The organism is Pleomorphomonas sp. JP5, from assembly GCF_023721815.1.
GTDB lineage: Bacteria > Pseudomonadota > Alphaproteobacteria > Rhizobiales > Pleomorphomonadaceae > Pleomorphomonas.
Map to the genome: position 1 here is coordinate 708,492 of NZ_JAMDLI010000008.1, position 13,330 is coordinate 721,821.

Genomic DNA, 13,330 nt, shown 5'->3' on the forward strand with positions numbered 1-13,330 from the left:
CGCTTTCCGGATAAGCCGATGGCACGTCTTCTCGGTCCGTTGCTGGTCTCGCCGGCTCTGATCATCATCCTCCTTCTCTTCATGCTGCCGCTCGCCGCATCGGTGATTGGCGCGTTCGAAGTGGAAGGAGCCTATGGCCTCGGCAACTTCACCAAAGCCTACGAGTTCTACACGCAGGACATCGTCTTCACGGCGGTGATCGTCGGCCTGTCGGCTCTCCTGACCGGTCTCCTCGCCATCGCCATCGGCGGTTATCTGACGCTGGGCGAGAATCCCACCGCCGTCGCCATTCTGCGCTGGCTCTATCGCTGGCCGATGTTCATTCCGTTCATCGTCGTCGGGCAGATCCTGCGCACCTTCCTGGCCAAAAGCGGTCTCTTCAACTCGACGCTCATCGCGCTCGGCCTCATCGACCCGCTGACCGCCACCAGCTATCTCGACTGGCGCGGGATCGTCATCGCCTTCGTCTGGAAGCAGACGCCCTTCGTGGCGCTGATGGTGGCCGGCGCCATGGCCTCGCTCGATCGCGGCACCATCGAGGCGGCCCGCAACCTCGGCGCTTCCCGCCTGCGCATCCTTGTCGAAATCATCGTGCCGCAGGTGACGACCACGCTGCTGGTCGGGCTCGTCCTGTCCTTCGTGACGATGATGGGCGTGCTGTCGGTCCCGTTGATGATCAACGCCCAGGCGCCGACCATGATCACCGCCGACATCGCCTTCCGTCTCAACACCTACCGCGACTACGGCGTCGCCAACGCGCTTGGCCTGATTTCGCTGGCCATCAGCGGCGTCGCGGCCTGGTTCTATCTCCGCGTCAACATGAGGCAGGGCCGATGAGCGCCGTATTTGCCGCCCCTCGCGATTTCTCCTCCCTGCGCAACTTCCTTTGGTGGGTACCTCGCGCAGCCATTCTTGGCGCGCTGGCTTTCGTCATCTTCGGACCGCTTCTCAACATGCTGGTCTGGACGGTGGCCGAACGCTGGTACTTTCCGCATACGCTGCCGATCGACTACGGCTTCAGCTACTGGGGCCGGGTGTTCTCACCGCGCGGCAACGCGTTGCAGTCGCTTGTCGCCTCGATCAGCATCGCACTGTTCACCGTCGCCGGTTCGCTGGCACTCGCCATCCCCGCCGGCTATGCGCTGGCGCGGTTGAAGCTGCCATTGAGAGGCATTGTGCTCCTCGCCTTCCTGCTGCCGCAGGCGTTTCCCAACCTGCCGGTCTATGTCAACATCGCGAGATTGTTCTACGAGATAGGCCTCAACGGCACGGTCCTCGGCGTCGTGCTGGTGCACGTGACGCATGGTCTCGTCTATGCCGTCTGGATTGCCTCGGCCGCGTTTTCCGCCGTCGACCGGGATCTTGAACTGGCCGCCCGCAACCTCGGCGCCTCCGGCCTCAAGGCTTTTGCCGACGTCACGCTGCCGCTGGCCGCCCCCGGCCTGATGGCCAGCGCGATCTTCGTTTTCCTGGAGTCGCTCGACGAGTTTACCGGCAGCTACTTCGTCGGTGCGCCAGACGTGACGACGCTTCCGCTCTTGCTCTACTCGGCGGGTGCCGGCGGCAACTATCAGATCGCTTCGATCACCGCGCTGCTGCTGCTCGTTCCGTCGATCGCCTTCATGCTGGTGGTGGAGAAATTCCTGCGGGCCGATGTGCTCGCCAAGGTCGGACAGTAGGCTTTCGCCATGACCGACGCGCTCAACGGCAAACCCCATCCCGCCCCGCGCTTCGTGAGCGCACGCGACGTCGCCGAACTCGCCGGCGTCTCGCGTTCGGCCGTCTCGCGCGCCTTTACGCCGGGCGCTTCCGTCGCGCCCGAAACGCGCGAAAAGATCATGGCCGCCGCCGCCCGCCTCGGCTATCAGGTCAACGACCTCGCCCGTGGGCTGCTCGCCAATCGCAGCCGCATCGTCGGTCTGGTTGCGACCAAGCCGGAGGTCGGCTTTCGCGCCCATCTGACGGCGGCGCTGGCCGCCGTGCTGATCCGTCGAGGCTCCGTCCCCGTGCTCATCAACGCCGGCGAGACGGATGAAGAGACCGAAGCCGCTCAGCGCACGCTGTTCGGCCACCGCGCCGAGGCCGTCATCGTCCTGTCGGGCTCGCCGCCCTCTTCTTTCATCGAGCTCGCCCGGTCGAACGGCCTGCCACTGGTCGCCATCGGGCGGGAGGCGACGGAAATCGACCTCATCCAGACCGACAATCCCGCCGCCGCGCGCGCGCTTGCCGGAGCCTTCATCGAGGCCGGACACAAGCGCCTGGCCTTCGCCGGATCGGAGAGCGGCACGCCGGCCATCGTCGAGCGCGAGCAGGCCTTCGTTGCCGAGGCAACCCGCCACGGCGCCGACGTCGCCGTGGCGCGCGGCCCCGATACGGATTACGCGGGCGGCCTTCGGGCGGCGGAGCGCCTGTTCGCGGCGGCCGAGAGACCGAGCGCCGTGTTTGCCGTCAACGATCTCGTCGCCTTTGCACTGATCGACCACCTGAAAGGCCGGCTCGGCCTGCGCATCCCCGAGGATGTGGCGGTGGTCGGGTTTGACGATCTGCCGGAGGCCGCCTGGCTCGGCTATCGCCTCACCACCTTCCGCCAAGACCCGCTTGATCTTGCCGAAAGGGCGGTGGCGCTCCTGGAGAGCCGCGCCGCCGACCCGTCCGCTGCGCCGGTGAGCCTGCGCATCGAAGCCCGGCTGATGATACGCGATACCTTCCGGCCGGTGGCCGATGGAGCACCCGCATCTTGAACACTCCCCATGACGTTCGCGTCCGTCTTGATCTCGCCCGTGACCTCGTTGGTAAGGCCGGCCGGCTGGCGCTCGGGCACTTTGCCGACCGTGCCCATCTCGGAATCGACGCCAAGCTCAATGGACAGGACGTCGTGTCCGCCGCCGACCGAGCGGTCGAGACGCTGATCCGCTCGTCCGTGGCCTCGGCCTTTCCCGACGATGGCTTTCTGGGCGAGGAGTACGGTCTTCAGGAAGGCCGGTCCGGCTGGCGCTGGACCGTCGATCCGATCGACGGCACCAGTTGCTTCGTGCATGGCCTGCCAAGCTGGTGCATTTCCGTCGCGCTGTCGGATACCCATGAACAGACATGCTTCGGTCTGATCCTGGCGCCTGTGACGGGAGAACTCTACGAAGCCGTCTCGGGCGAAGGCGCTCGCCTCAACGGCCAGCCGATCCGCATCGATGAGCAGGCAAGCCTCCAAACCGGTCTCGTCGGCCTTGGCGCCAGTCATCGGGTGACAGCGACCGACATATCTGAAGTGCTTCAGGCGCTGCTTGAGGTTGGCGGCATGTTCGTCCGCTCCGGATCCGGCGCGCTGTCGATCGCCGAGGTCGCTGCCGGACGCCTTTGCGCCTACTATGAGCCGCATATCAATGCCTGGGATTGTCTCGCCGCTCTGTTGATCGTTCGCGAGGCAGGCGGATTTACCGCCGAGTTCCCTGGCGAGGGACGCTCCCTTCTTCAAGGCGGCCCGGTTCTGGCCGCCGCGCCGCAGATCGCCGCACCGATCAACGAACTGATCGCCCATGCCCGCCAACGCACCTCCTGAGGAGCTGAGCATGAAACTGATCCAGGTCACCGATCCGCATCTGCGTGGGGATGGCCAGCCGATTTGCCGGCTGGACCCGGCTGCAAACCTCGCAAAGGCAGTCGCGGACATCAACCGCAATCATGCCGACGCTGATCTCGTCGTGTTCACCGGCGATCTCTCCGACGATGGTTCGCAAGCGTCCTATCGATTGCTCGCCGACCTTCTGGAGCCCTTGATTCCGCCGCCCCGCCTGATGCTCGGCAATCACGACAATCGCGGGGCCTTCCGCGCCGTGTTTCCGGACGCGCCGGCCGAGGACGGTTTCGTTCAGTCGATCCTGGACGCACAGGCCGCCCGGCTCGTGTTCCTCGACACGCTCGACGAGGGCGCCGTCGCCGGCCGGCTCTGCGACCGCCGCCTTGCCTGGCTCGATCGGCAGTTGGGCGAAGCCGACAGTCCGGTCCTCATCTTCATGCACCACCCGCCGTTCGATATCGGCATGCAGCCGCTCGATGGCGTGAAGCTTGCCGATCCCCGGGCCTTCGCCGACGTTCTTGCCCGCCACGGCAAGGTCCGCCACATCTTCGCCGGGCATGTGCATCGCCTTTGCGGCGGCACGTGGAACGGCATTGCCTTCAGCACCGGGCGCGGCACGAACCACCAGAGTGCGCCACTGTTCGGCTCCAAGGACTTCGCCCTCGGCTTCGAAACACCCGCCTACAACGTGATCCTCATCGACGGGCCGGACATTGTCGTTCACGCCCTGGAAGTCACGCAGGCCTGAGGCGGCGCTACTCCTCGGGCGACCAGTCGGGACCGGTGCTGCGCATCCAGGGATAGGCGAAGCTCGCGAACTTCTCCGCGACCTCGGGGGCGCCCGGCCGCTGGCGCGCCACGGCGGCGATCAGGGCCTCGATCAGCGAGAGAATCGCCGTATCGGATGGTGGATGCATGGAGTGATAGGCCGTCACGAATAGCGTCTGGTTGGCCAGTGGGACGAGCGGCGAGTCGAGAAAATCGGTGATGGCCAGGATAGGGATGCCGGCCCGCTTCGCGTAGCGCGTCATGATGATGGTGTCGCGCATGTAGAGCGAGAAGGCGATCGGGATCAGCAAGTCGTTGGGGCCGTATTTGAACAGTTGGCGCGCCACGCCGACCATGCCGCCTCCGTTCTCCGGACTGCGCGTTGGGATGCCCGTCATTTCCAGTCCGCAAGCCAGCATTCCCGATAGCTGGGCGGCATTCTCGAACCCCAGCACGAACACTTTTTCGGCACGGGCGATCATGTCCACGGCCCGCTCGGTCGTAGCCGGATCGAGGGACCGAAGCGTCGCTTCGATATTGGCGATATCCTCCTTGAGGGATGCTTCCAGTACTTCGAAGGCGCTGCCCGCCTCGGCCCGATGCCGCTTCATCGCATCGACGGGCTCGAACAGCTTCTCAAACCCTCGAATGAGCTCGGCACGAAACTCGGCATAGCCGGAAAAGCCGATGAGACGGGCGAAGCGATTGGCCGTGGCAACCGACACGTCGGCTCCCACGACAGCCTCGTGAATGCTCATGCGCGCGACCTTGAGAGGCTCGGCCTTCACGAGATCGGCGAACCGCCTCACGGCTCCGGTCATCTGGTCGTACTTACCGGCAATGCGTTGGGCGACGACCGTGGTGTCCGGCAACCGCCCCAGAGGACTTGATTGAATTTGTGGCATGGCTGCCTTTTCATCGTGCTTGGAATTCTAGTAACATATGCTAGCCTCGGATGTAACAATAACTACAATCGAACATCGACCGCCAGCCCGTCAGATTGGAAAGGACGCCTCCTCGATGCCTGTCGATCCCGTTTTCTCCCCGATGTTGAGCCGCCGCCAGCTCCTGCGCGCCTCGGCGGCCGCCGGCTTTGCCACCATGCTACCTGCCTCGCTGGCGTTTGCCGCCACACCGGTCAAGCTCGCCATGGGCTGGGTGCCCAATGTCGAGCATGCCGGCGTGTGGATCGCGTTGGAAAAGGGATACTTCGCCGCCGAGGGGGTCGATTTCAGCTACAGCCCGGGCGGGCCGAACGCACCCGATCCGTTGGTCGTACTGGAATCGGGCAAGGCCCAACTGGCCGCCAGCGACTGGCTGCCCTTCATGGACGCCTACCAGAAGAACAACGATCTCGTCATCCTGGCTTCGGCCTTCCCGACCAGCCCGGCCGCCCTGCTGTCACTCGCCAAGAAGCCGGTACGCGAGCCCAAGGATCTGGTGGGCGCCCGTATTCTCGGCCAGGGGCCCGGCAACAAGACAGTGGTCGAGATCATCCTCCGCACCGCCGGGCTGCCGCTCGAATACACCATGGTCCCAACCGGCTTCTCGCCGGAGCCGCTGCTTGCCGGCGACGGCGACGCCTATTTCTGTTTTGCCACCAACCAGCCCATCACCCTTGAGAAGATGGGGCTCGTCGAAGGCAAGGACTTCTTCGTCACATTGCAGGATACGCTCGGCTACAAGGCGCCGGGCGGCGTGCTGGTCGCCCACAAGTCCTTCGTCAAGGAGAACCGCGCCGCCCTCGTCAACTACTTCAAGGCCTACATCAAGGGCTGGAAGGAGAACGCCATCGATCCGAAGGTGGCCGCCGAACTGACGGTGAACAAGTTCGGCGCCGACCTCGGTCTCGATATCGACCAGCAGATCCGCCAGAACGAGCTGCAGATACCGCTGACCACCGCCGCCGGCTCGGACAAGCTGTTCTGGTTCGACCCGGCTCTGGTCGACGGACCGATGGCGGAAGTTGCCCGCCTTTCGGGCCACAAGGACGTGCCTCCTGCCAAGGATCTCATCGATCTCGGCCCGCTCGAAGAGGCGCTGGCCGCCACCTGAAGACAGATCCTCAACACCGCCTTCGTCGGCCAATCCCATGGGCCGACGACAGTCGTTCGCAGAACAGGCAGCCATGTCAGACACGCCCGCCATCCGCGTCGATCGCGTCAGCAAAACCTTCCACCTCGCCGATGGTCGCGAGCTGACAGCACTGACCGACATCGACCTGACGATCGCCCCAGGCGAGTTCGTCGCCTTGCTCGGCCCATCGGGCTGCGGCAAAAGCACGATCCTTCGCCTTGTGGCCGCGCTGGAAGAGGCGACGGCCGGTCGCGTCACCATCGAAGGTCGGGCGCCGGCCGAACTCTGTCACAGCCATAGGCTCGGCGTCGCCTTTCAGGACCACGCCCTACTGCCCTGGCTCGACATCGAAGCCAACGTTTCCCTGCCCTTTCACCTGGCCGGGCGGCCGGTGGACGGCCAGCGCGTCAAGGATCTGATCGCTCTCGTCGGCCTCGCCGGCTTCGAGAAGGCTCGCCCCAAGCAACTGTCGGGCGGCATGCGGCAAAGGGCATCCATTGCCCGCGCGCTCGTGCTGGAGCCTGAAGTACTGCTGCTCGACGAGCCGTTCGGCGCCCTCGACGCCGTCACACGTCGTCAGATGAACGTCGAACTGCAACGCATCTGGAGCCGCCACCGCATCACGACGCTGCTGGTCACCCATTCCGTCGATGAGGCGCTGTTCCTCGCCGACCGCGTGGTGGTGATGAGCGGGCGTCCAGGGCGGGTCATTCTCGATCTGCCGGCACCCTTCCCCCGGCCACGCGCCCCCGCCGTGATGCGCGAACCGACGTTCCACGACATGGTGGATCGGCTGACGGAAGCCTTGGAGCCGGAGGGCGCGCACGCATGATCTCCGCTCGCAGCCAGTCCTTCGTACTGGGTTTGATCGGCATATCGCTGTTTCTAGTCGCCTGGGAAGTGATCGGCACCTATCACCTTGCCGGCCTGACGTGGCCGCCCTTGTCGACCGTGCTTGCCTTCCTGACGACGCCGGCCAAGTTGCCGCTGTTCGGCCGAGCCGCCGCCGCAAGCTTCACCTCGGTGGCCATCGGCTATCTTTGCGGCGCCTTTGGCGGGCTTGCCCTGGCGCTTGTCAGTCACCTGGTAGCGCCGGTCCGCCCCGGTCTCGACCGGCTGGTGGCGGTCATCCACGCTATCCCATCGATCGCGCTGGCGCCCTTGCTGATCGTGCTGGCGAGCGCCGATGCGACACCGCCCGTCATTTCAGGCCTGGGCGTCGGCTACATCTTCTACGTCGCCGCCACCTCGGGGCTCGCAACGGCGAGCGCCTCGCATCGCGACCTGTTCGCCGTGCTGGGCGCAAGCCGGCTTTCGGTCACCCTGAGGCTCGATTTGCCATCGGCTTTTCCAGCCATTGCGTCGGCCATGAAGCTCTCTGTGCCGATCGCCTTCATCGGCGCCATCATCGGCGAGTGGTTCGGCGCCTCGCGAGGTCTCGGCCTCTTGATCGTCTCGGCCATGCAAAACTTCCAGATTCCGCTCCTCTGGAGCGCCGTGCTGATCACCGCCATCGCCTCGCTCACGTTGTTCGCCCTGTTCAGCCTTGCGGAGCGCCTGGTGCAGGAGCGCATGCGATGACCGCCACAGCAGCCTCCATCTCTCACCTGCTGAGACGATACTGGGCCGTGGCGCTGGTCGTCGCCGGCTGGCAGATCTGGGTTTCGGCGGCTGGACTGTCGTCGATCGTGCTCCCCGGCCCACTGGCCGTCGCGGCGGACTTCGCAAGCGATCCGCTGAGCTACGCCCAACCCGCCGCCCTTACGTTCGTCGTCGCCCTCGCCGGCCTGCTGTTCGGCTTTGCACTGGGCGCCGGTCTGGCGATACTCAGTTGGTCGTCGCGAATCCTGAATGGCCTGCTGACCCCGCTCGGCCTGATCTTCACCTCGATTCCGGTGGTGACGCTGATCCCCATCATCGCCCGCCTCCTCGGTTATGATCTTCGAACGGTCGTTGCCATCGTCTCGCTGATCTGCTTCTTCCCCGCCTTCGTTTACGTCGGCGCCGGTCTCAGGGCCTTGCCGCCGGGCAGCGACGACTTGTTCCGGGTATTCGGGGGCTCGAAGCTGCAAAAGTTCACGCGTCTGGTGCTGCCGTCGGCGGTGCCAAACCTGATGCTGGCCTTTCGCCTGACCGCGCCGGAGGCCGTGCTCGCAGCCGTCGTCGCCGAGTTTCTCATGGGCACCGACGGCCTCGGCTACATGTTCCGCAAGGCCGCTGGCGAGTTCGACACCGAGCGAGCTCTCGCCACCTCATTGATCGCCACCATAACGTCGGTGGCCTGTTTCGGCTTGGCGCTGGCTGCCGAGCGTCGCGTTCTCCGCCGCTGGACCTGAGCCAGCGCGACAAAAGATCATCCGGACACCGCTTTGACACAACGGGCGCTGGATCGAACCGCGGGCGGTTTGACCACCCGCATCAAGACAGTGAAAGGATAACAAGATGGTCAAGGTTCAACAGCCCCCCGATCCATGGCAGCGCACCACCACCGAGCACGGCTTCTTCGCCGACGAGGTCATCTCCGCCCTGCAGAAGTGCACGCGACGCGGCATGACCGACAACGTTCTGCTCCTCGGCTGGGAGATGTTCATCACCAGCCCGGAAATGGAGGAGATGATGTGGTCGCGCCTGTGCGTGATGGCGGTGGAGGATATCGGTCTCGGAAATCCCAACGCCCCCGTCCTCATCGAGACGCTCTACCAGCAGCACAAGCGCTATCCGCGCCCGGCCGGCGACCGCTTCCTGTTCGCCGCCCACGCCATCCGCGTCCTGACCAAGAGCGAGAAGGACCGCACCTCCGACGACATGGTCAACTGGGCCAAGCGCTCGATCGAACTTGGCGACAACCTGCCAGAGATCCCCGACGTGGCGCTCGACATGCATACCCGACGCGGCCAGGAGATGGGCCGCGACTACCTGTTCTTCATGTCGGAGGCTTCGAAGGTTGTTCCCGAGATCAAGGACAAGGAGCAGAAGTACAAGGACTGGATCATGAAGGCGCTCTCCGACGGGAGGCTGACATGAACCGGCCGCGCGCCTATCTTGCCGGACCCGAGGTGTTCCTCGCCGACGGCGCGGCGATCATCTCCGCCAAGAACGATCTCGCTCTCGCCTATGGCTTCCTGCCCAACGGCATCGCCGAGGACGAGCTCGATCCGACCGGGCTGTCGCTGTTCGAGTTCGGCCACCGCATCAGTCTTGCCAATGAGAAGGCCATGCGGGCGTCGGACCTGATCATTGCCAACCTGACGCCGTTCAGGGGGATTTCGGCCGACATCGGCACGGCCTTCGAGCTCGGCTTCATGTGCGCTCTCGGCCGGGCGGCCTATGGTTATACCAACACCGTGCGCCCCTATTTCGAACGGCTGAAGGACGATTATTACCAAGGAGCCATCGCCAAGGCAGTCGACGGTGCAACGCGCGGCCCCGACGGCATGATGGTTGAAGATCACGGGATGGCGGACAACCTGATGATCGACGGCGGCATCGAGACCCTCGGCGGCATCCTGGTACGGCGGCAGGTCCAGCCGGACCGACTCTGGTCCGATCTCGCCGCCTTCGAGGATTGTCTCCGCGCGGCGGCGGTACGCTTCGGGCTGGCTGTCCCCGCCTGATGAAACCGGTCGTGGCGGCGGCTTGTCGCCGTCACGCCCCCGCCAGTCGACGCAACTGGCGGATCTGTCCGACAAAGCCGGTGACGCCTATGGTGCCGGCGATATCGACGAGCATGCCGGCGTCGGCGAGCAGCCCTCGCCACAGGCCGCGCTTGTCCGACTTCGCCGGGCTCGCAACCTCCGGCCATCGCACGATACGGATCGGCCGCCCCTCTTCGACGAGAAGCTCGTTGAGGAACACCTCGAAGCCGAAGCGACGCAGACGGTCCAGCGCCTCCAGCCGATCGGCGATCAGCGCCGTTGGCAGAACGCGCTCGCCGGAAATGTAGTCGATGCCGATGCGCCGCCAGACCCAGGGCGCGTTGCCGCGCAAGGATACCGAGGCGTATGCAGCCCCCGCAGCGACCGGCGCGATCAGCGAACTGACGACGCCCGGCGTCAGCCCGACAAGGTCGGCATCGATCAGCACGACATGACTTGTGCTGACGGTCTCCAGACCCAGGCGTAGCGCGTGCGTCTTGCCGCCGTTGCAGGGAGTGCGCAGCAACTCGGCGCCGTGACGCAAGGCAACCTCACCGGTACCGTCGGTCGAACCGTCGTCGATTACAACGACCCTGTCGACACTCGGATGACCGACCACGGCGGCGAGCACACCAGGCAAACGCTCCGCCTCGTTGAACGCCGGAACAAGGCACGTGAATCTCGGACCGGTCATCGGCGAACCCGTCTGCGTTGAAGGTAGACCACGGTGAACAAGCCTAGCCCCAGAGCCAGCAAGACCAGAGCCGCCTCGCCCGACAGCCACTTGGCAATGGTTCCATAGGCGCTACCGAACAGGTAGCCGAGAACCAGGAAGAACAGGCTTTTCGGTATGCTCGCCAGCGTGTTGGCGACAAGAAACTCCACGAAGGGCATGCGGGCCGCGCCGGCGGCCGTCAGGGCGGCGAAACCGGCGGCGTGAGTCAGCTTGGCCGCCACGAGAATACGGGTGCCTTTGCGCCGGAAGCCACGCATCAGATAGAAAAGCCGCCGACGCGACAGGCCAAGCCGATCGCGCCAGGCCGGGCTGAGACCACCAAGCGCCAGACGGCCAACGAGATACAGCAGGCTGTCGCCCACGATGTCGGCGATCACGACACATGGAACGATCTGCCATGGACTGAGGATCGACAGACTTGCCAGATAGCCGGCGATGACCGTTACGATCGGCCCCTCGATCACGGCCAGTGGCGTCAGTACCCACAGGCCGTAGCTCGACAGCATCGAGATGAGCTCGCCATGCTCAATCATGATCCACCAGGGCCGGCGCCATGGGCTCGTCGGAGTCGTGTGGCGAAATGGCGTTGCCGCGCCATTCGATGTCGCGTTTCATGAAGGTTGCCAACCAAAGGGCCGGCAAAAGAATATCCCTGAGCGGCAAGGCCAGAACGTCTCGCCAGGACGATGGCCATCCTGCGCATCGCATCAGTATGAACTCGGCGCCATACCAGATGACCGCGACCGCCGGCAGCAGCACGGCCGACATGTCGAGCCCGTAGGCAGCGACCGCCACCAGGATGAACTGCACCATCGGTCCATTGAACGGCTCGGCGGCAAACAGAAGCGGGAAACCGTCGCGGCGGACGCGGCTCCAACGGAGCTGGCGGTTCCACACGTCTCGGAACCGGCGCCGACCGATCGGCTGGGCAAACGGCAGCGGCGTCAGCCGCACCTTGAGGCCAGCCCCGCGTACCAGTTTGGTCGCGTTGACATCCTCTGCGAGATAACGGCCGAGAGCTTCAAGCCCACCGGCGTCGTTCAGCATCTTGCGATTCCAGAACAACGTCTTGCCTTGAGCAAAACCGTTGCCGAGGCTGTCGGAAGCGAGCTGCAAGCGCGCCTGATTGCCGTTGAGAAAGGCGCATTCCAGCGAGCCCGCCAGGCCTTCGGGACGTTCGCCCACCGGTGGCGAAGAGACGAGGCCGGTCTCCTCGTCCCAGGACGCGACGACAGCGCCAAGATAATCGGGCGGAAGACGCAGGTTGCTGTCGGCCATGCAGACCCAATCGGTGTCGGCCGCCTGCCAGCCAGACCACAGATTGTTGAGCTTTGGATTGTGGGTGACCCGATGTTCGTCTGTGAAGAGGCGGGCTGGCCGGTTTGGATACTCGGCGATCAACTCGCGAAGCAGCGGCACGGACGGATCGTCATCAGAGGGAGCACAGAAGATCACTTCATAATCGGGATAATCCTGCTCGAACGAGCTTGCGAGTGTTTCCCGATCGAATGCCTCCCGGCCACAAACCGGGCGCAGCAGCGTCACCCTGGGCACGCCGATCGTACCTTCTTGCGGCAACCGTCGGCGCAGCCGAAAGAGATAGAGGCACACGGTGAGGATATGGGCGGCAAGCAAGGCTGCGGCAAGAACGATCAGGGCTTCTGTCATGCGTGGGCCACCTGGGCTTCAGTGAGGAGGCCAGCACCGAACGTCGACATGGCCCGGCCGTCGATCAGATGCAGGCGGCCATTGTAGTCCTCGGAAAGACAAGTCATACTTGTAACCCAGTCGCCACAGTTGGCATAGAGGAGCCCATATCGGTCGTGCAGACCGGCCATGTGGTAGTGGCCGCAGATCACGCCATCGACGTCGCGTTGGCGCGCGAGATCGACCAAGCGACGCTCATGCCCTCGCCCAAGATGAAGGGCGGCGTTCACCGCAGCGAAGGCGCTGTCGATCTTTCCACCCCAGGTGGGCGAACGATGTTCTTCGCGCGGCATGGCGACTGCGCAGAGCAAGCGAGCGAAACCTTCGAGATAAGTGCCGATCCGCGTCAGAAGATGGCTACGGATGAAGGCGCGATCCTGGTGATGGCCGTGAACCACCAGATAGCGCCGCCCGTCGGCCGCGACATGAACAACCTCATCGCGAGCTTCGACCGGTAAGCGTCGTCCACTCGGGACGAGGGACGGCTCCGGATCATGATTTCCGATGAGATAAATGAGCTTGGCTCCTTCCGAATGCCGACGGCGAAGATGCTCGACCACCGCGTCGCAGGCCGCGGCACGTCCCAGCGAGAACGGAACGCCGGCATCGAGGATGTCGCCGACAAGCATGTAGGTATCGGCCCGGTTCTGCTCAAGGAAGCGAAGAACCAGATCGGCGCGGGCGCCAATCGCGCCAAGATGCAGGTCGGAGAGAAAAAGGCTGCGATGGCGGCGGACTGGCGCCTTCTTCGGGGCGGGTTCGGACAAGACACTCTCCTTCAGTTCCTGAATCTTCTCCATGGACAGAAGATCGACTGATTACCCGCCCAAGAAACTT

At 64.6% G+C, this 13,330-nt stretch carries 16 protein-coding genes; 11 read left to right on the top strand and 5 right to left on the bottom strand.

The features are described from left to right. Positions 1-18 precede the first annotated feature (18 nt). Genes M4J40_RS14555 through M4J40_RS14575 form a run of 5 tightly spaced genes read left to right on the top strand, consistent with a single transcriptional unit; the run spans position 19 to position 4,319 of the window. The gene (locus M4J40_RS14555) at positions 19-837 is read left to right on the top strand and encodes an ABC transporter permease (protein WP_251754909.1); all 819 of its coding nucleotides are present in this window, start codon (positions 19-21) and stop codon (positions 835-837) included. Further along, positions 834-1,679, top strand: coding sequence for an ABC transporter permease (locus M4J40_RS14560; RefSeq protein ID WP_405030754.1), 846 nt, complete (start codon positions 834-836; stop codon positions 1,677-1,679). Before M4J40_RS14555 ends, M4J40_RS14560 begins: the two co-directional genes overlap by 4 nt. Before the next feature lie 9 nt (positions 1,680-1,688). Beyond that, positions 1,689-2,741, top strand: a complete 1,053-nt coding sequence (locus M4J40_RS14565; RefSeq protein ID WP_251754910.1) for a LacI family DNA-binding transcriptional regulator — start codon at positions 1,689-1,691, stop codon at positions 2,739-2,741. Further along, the gene (locus tag M4J40_RS14570) at positions 2,738-3,553 is read left to right on the top strand and encodes an inositol monophosphatase (RefSeq protein WP_251754912.1); all 816 of its coding nucleotides are present in this window, start codon (positions 2,738-2,740) and stop codon (positions 3,551-3,553) included. Before M4J40_RS14565 ends, M4J40_RS14570 begins: the two co-directional genes overlap by 4 nt. Before the next feature lie 10 nt (positions 3,554-3,563). Beyond that, the gene (locus M4J40_RS14575; protein WP_251754914.1) at positions 3,564-4,319 is read left to right on the top strand and encodes a phosphodiesterase; all 756 of its coding nucleotides are present in this window, start codon (positions 3,564-3,566) and stop codon (positions 4,317-4,319) included. Positions 4,320-4,326: 7 nt separating this feature from the next. Here the strand turns inward: M4J40_RS14575 and M4J40_RS14580 are convergent, their stop codons facing one another. Then, positions 4,327-5,244, bottom strand: coding sequence for a MurR/RpiR family transcriptional regulator (locus M4J40_RS14580; RefSeq protein WP_251754917.1), 918 nt, complete (start codon positions 5,242-5,244; stop codon positions 4,327-4,329). A 115-nt stretch (positions 5,245-5,359) separates the two neighbouring features. On the opposite strand from M4J40_RS14580, the gene M4J40_RS14585 reads away from it, so the two are divergent. From M4J40_RS14585 to M4J40_RS14610, 6 genes are all read left to right on the top strand, one after another. Continuing rightward, positions 5,360-6,394, top strand: coding sequence for an ABC transporter substrate-binding protein (locus M4J40_RS14585; RefSeq protein ID WP_251754918.1), 1,035 nt, complete (start codon positions 5,360-5,362; stop codon positions 6,392-6,394). A gap of 73 nt (positions 6,395-6,467) precedes the next feature. Beyond that, positions 6,468-7,247, top strand: a complete 780-nt coding sequence (locus M4J40_RS14590) for an ABC transporter ATP-binding protein (protein WP_251754920.1) — start codon at positions 6,468-6,470, stop codon at positions 7,245-7,247. Further along, on the top strand, positions 7,244-7,996 hold the full coding sequence (locus M4J40_RS14595) for an ABC transporter permease (protein WP_251754922.1): 753 nt from the start codon (positions 7,244-7,246) through the stop codon (positions 7,994-7,996). The genes M4J40_RS14590 and M4J40_RS14595 overlap by 4 nt, the downstream gene beginning before the upstream one ends. Beyond that, positions 7,993-8,751 carry an ABC transporter permease gene (locus M4J40_RS14600; protein ID WP_251754924.1) on the top strand — a complete coding sequence of 253 codons (759 nt, stop codon included), beginning with the start codon at positions 7,993-7,995 and terminating at the stop codon, positions 8,749-8,751. The genes M4J40_RS14595 and M4J40_RS14600 overlap by 4 nt, the downstream gene beginning before the upstream one ends. Before the next feature lie 106 nt (positions 8,752-8,857). Continuing rightward, on the top strand, positions 8,858-9,439 hold the full coding sequence (locus tag M4J40_RS14605; protein WP_251754925.1) for an AAA family ATPase: 582 nt from the start codon (positions 8,858-8,860) through the stop codon (positions 9,437-9,439). Then, complete coding sequence (locus M4J40_RS14610) at positions 9,436-10,029, top strand: nucleoside 2-deoxyribosyltransferase (protein WP_251754927.1); 594 nt, start codon at positions 9,436-9,438, stop codon at positions 10,027-10,029. Before M4J40_RS14605 ends, M4J40_RS14610 begins: the two co-directional genes overlap by 4 nt. Positions 10,030-10,060: 31 nt before the next feature. Here M4J40_RS14610 and M4J40_RS14615 read toward each other — a convergent pair whose 3' ends face one another. The 4 genes from M4J40_RS14615 to M4J40_RS14630 are packed head-to-tail and all read right to left on the bottom strand — an operon-like array spanning position 10,061 to position 13,260. Next, positions 10,061-10,744 (bottom strand): glycosyltransferase family 2 protein, encoded by a 684-nt coding sequence (locus tag M4J40_RS14615; RefSeq protein WP_251754928.1) that lies wholly within the window; start codon positions 10,742-10,744, stop codon positions 10,061-10,063. Further along, positions 10,741-11,319 (bottom strand): DedA family protein, encoded by a 579-nt coding sequence (locus M4J40_RS14620; RefSeq protein ID WP_251754930.1) that lies wholly within the window; start codon positions 11,317-11,319, stop codon positions 10,741-10,743. Before M4J40_RS14620 ends, M4J40_RS14615 begins: the two co-directional genes overlap by 4 nt. Next, on the bottom strand, positions 11,312-12,454 hold the full coding sequence (locus M4J40_RS14625; RefSeq protein ID WP_251754931.1) for a ceramide glucosyltransferase: 1,143 nt from the start codon (positions 12,452-12,454) through the stop codon (positions 11,312-11,314). The genes M4J40_RS14620 and M4J40_RS14625 overlap by 8 nt, the downstream gene beginning before the upstream one ends. Continuing rightward, positions 12,451-13,260, bottom strand: a complete 810-nt coding sequence (locus M4J40_RS14630; protein ID WP_251754933.1) for a UDP-2,3-diacylglucosamine diphosphatase — start codon at positions 13,258-13,260, stop codon at positions 12,451-12,453. Before M4J40_RS14630 ends, M4J40_RS14625 begins: the two co-directional genes overlap by 4 nt. Between the last annotated feature and the right edge of the window lie 70 nt (positions 13,261-13,330).

What these genes read in the sequence shown, in the direction of transcription:
- M4J40_RS14610 (WP_251754927.1), top strand. Translation starts at nt 9,436, where the DNA reads ATGAACCGGCCGCGCGCCTATCTTGCCGGACCCGAGGTGTTCCTCGCC.
- M4J40_RS14600 (WP_251754924.1), top strand. Translation starts at nt 7,993, where the DNA reads ATGACCGCCACAGCAGCCTCCATCTCTCACCTGCTGAGACGATACTGG.
- M4J40_RS14625 (WP_251754931.1), bottom strand. Translation starts at nt 12,454, where the DNA reads ATGACAGAAGCCCTGATCGTTCTTGCCGCAGCCTTGCTTGCCGCCCAT.
- M4J40_RS14555 (WP_251754909.1), top strand. Translation starts at nt 19, where the DNA reads ATGGCACGTCTTCTCGGTCCGTTGCTGGTCTCGCCGGCTCTGATCATC.
- M4J40_RS14580 (WP_251754917.1), bottom strand. Translation starts at nt 5,244, where the DNA reads ATGCCACAAATTCAATCAAGTCCTCTGGGGCGGTTGCCGGACACCACG.
- M4J40_RS14590 (WP_251754920.1), top strand. Translation starts at nt 6,468, where the DNA reads ATGTCAGACACGCCCGCCATCCGCGTCGATCGCGTCAGCAAAACCTTC.
- M4J40_RS14615 (WP_251754928.1), bottom strand. Translation starts at nt 10,744, where the DNA reads ATGACCGGTCCGAGATTCACGTGCCTTGTTCCGGCGTTCAACGAGGCG.
- M4J40_RS14605 (WP_251754925.1), top strand. Translation starts at nt 8,858, where the DNA reads ATGGTCAAGGTTCAACAGCCCCCCGATCCATGGCAGCGCACCACCACC.
- M4J40_RS14560 (WP_405030754.1), top strand. Translation starts at nt 834, where the DNA reads ATGAGCGCCGTATTTGCCGCCCCTCGCGATTTCTCCTCCCTGCGCAAC.
- M4J40_RS14595 (WP_251754922.1), top strand. Translation starts at nt 7,244, where the DNA reads ATGATCTCCGCTCGCAGCCAGTCCTTCGTACTGGGTTTGATCGGCATA.
- M4J40_RS14565 (WP_251754910.1), top strand. Translation starts at nt 1,689, where the DNA reads ATGACCGACGCGCTCAACGGCAAACCCCATCCCGCCCCGCGCTTCGTG.
- M4J40_RS14620 (WP_251754930.1), bottom strand. Translation starts at nt 11,319, where the DNA reads ATGATTGAGCATGGCGAGCTCATCTCGATGCTGTCGAGCTACGGCCTG.
- M4J40_RS14585 (WP_251754918.1), top strand. Translation starts at nt 5,360, where the DNA reads ATGCCTGTCGATCCCGTTTTCTCCCCGATGTTGAGCCGCCGCCAGCTC.
- M4J40_RS14575 (WP_251754914.1), top strand. Translation starts at nt 3,564, where the DNA reads ATGAAACTGATCCAGGTCACCGATCCGCATCTGCGTGGGGATGGCCAG.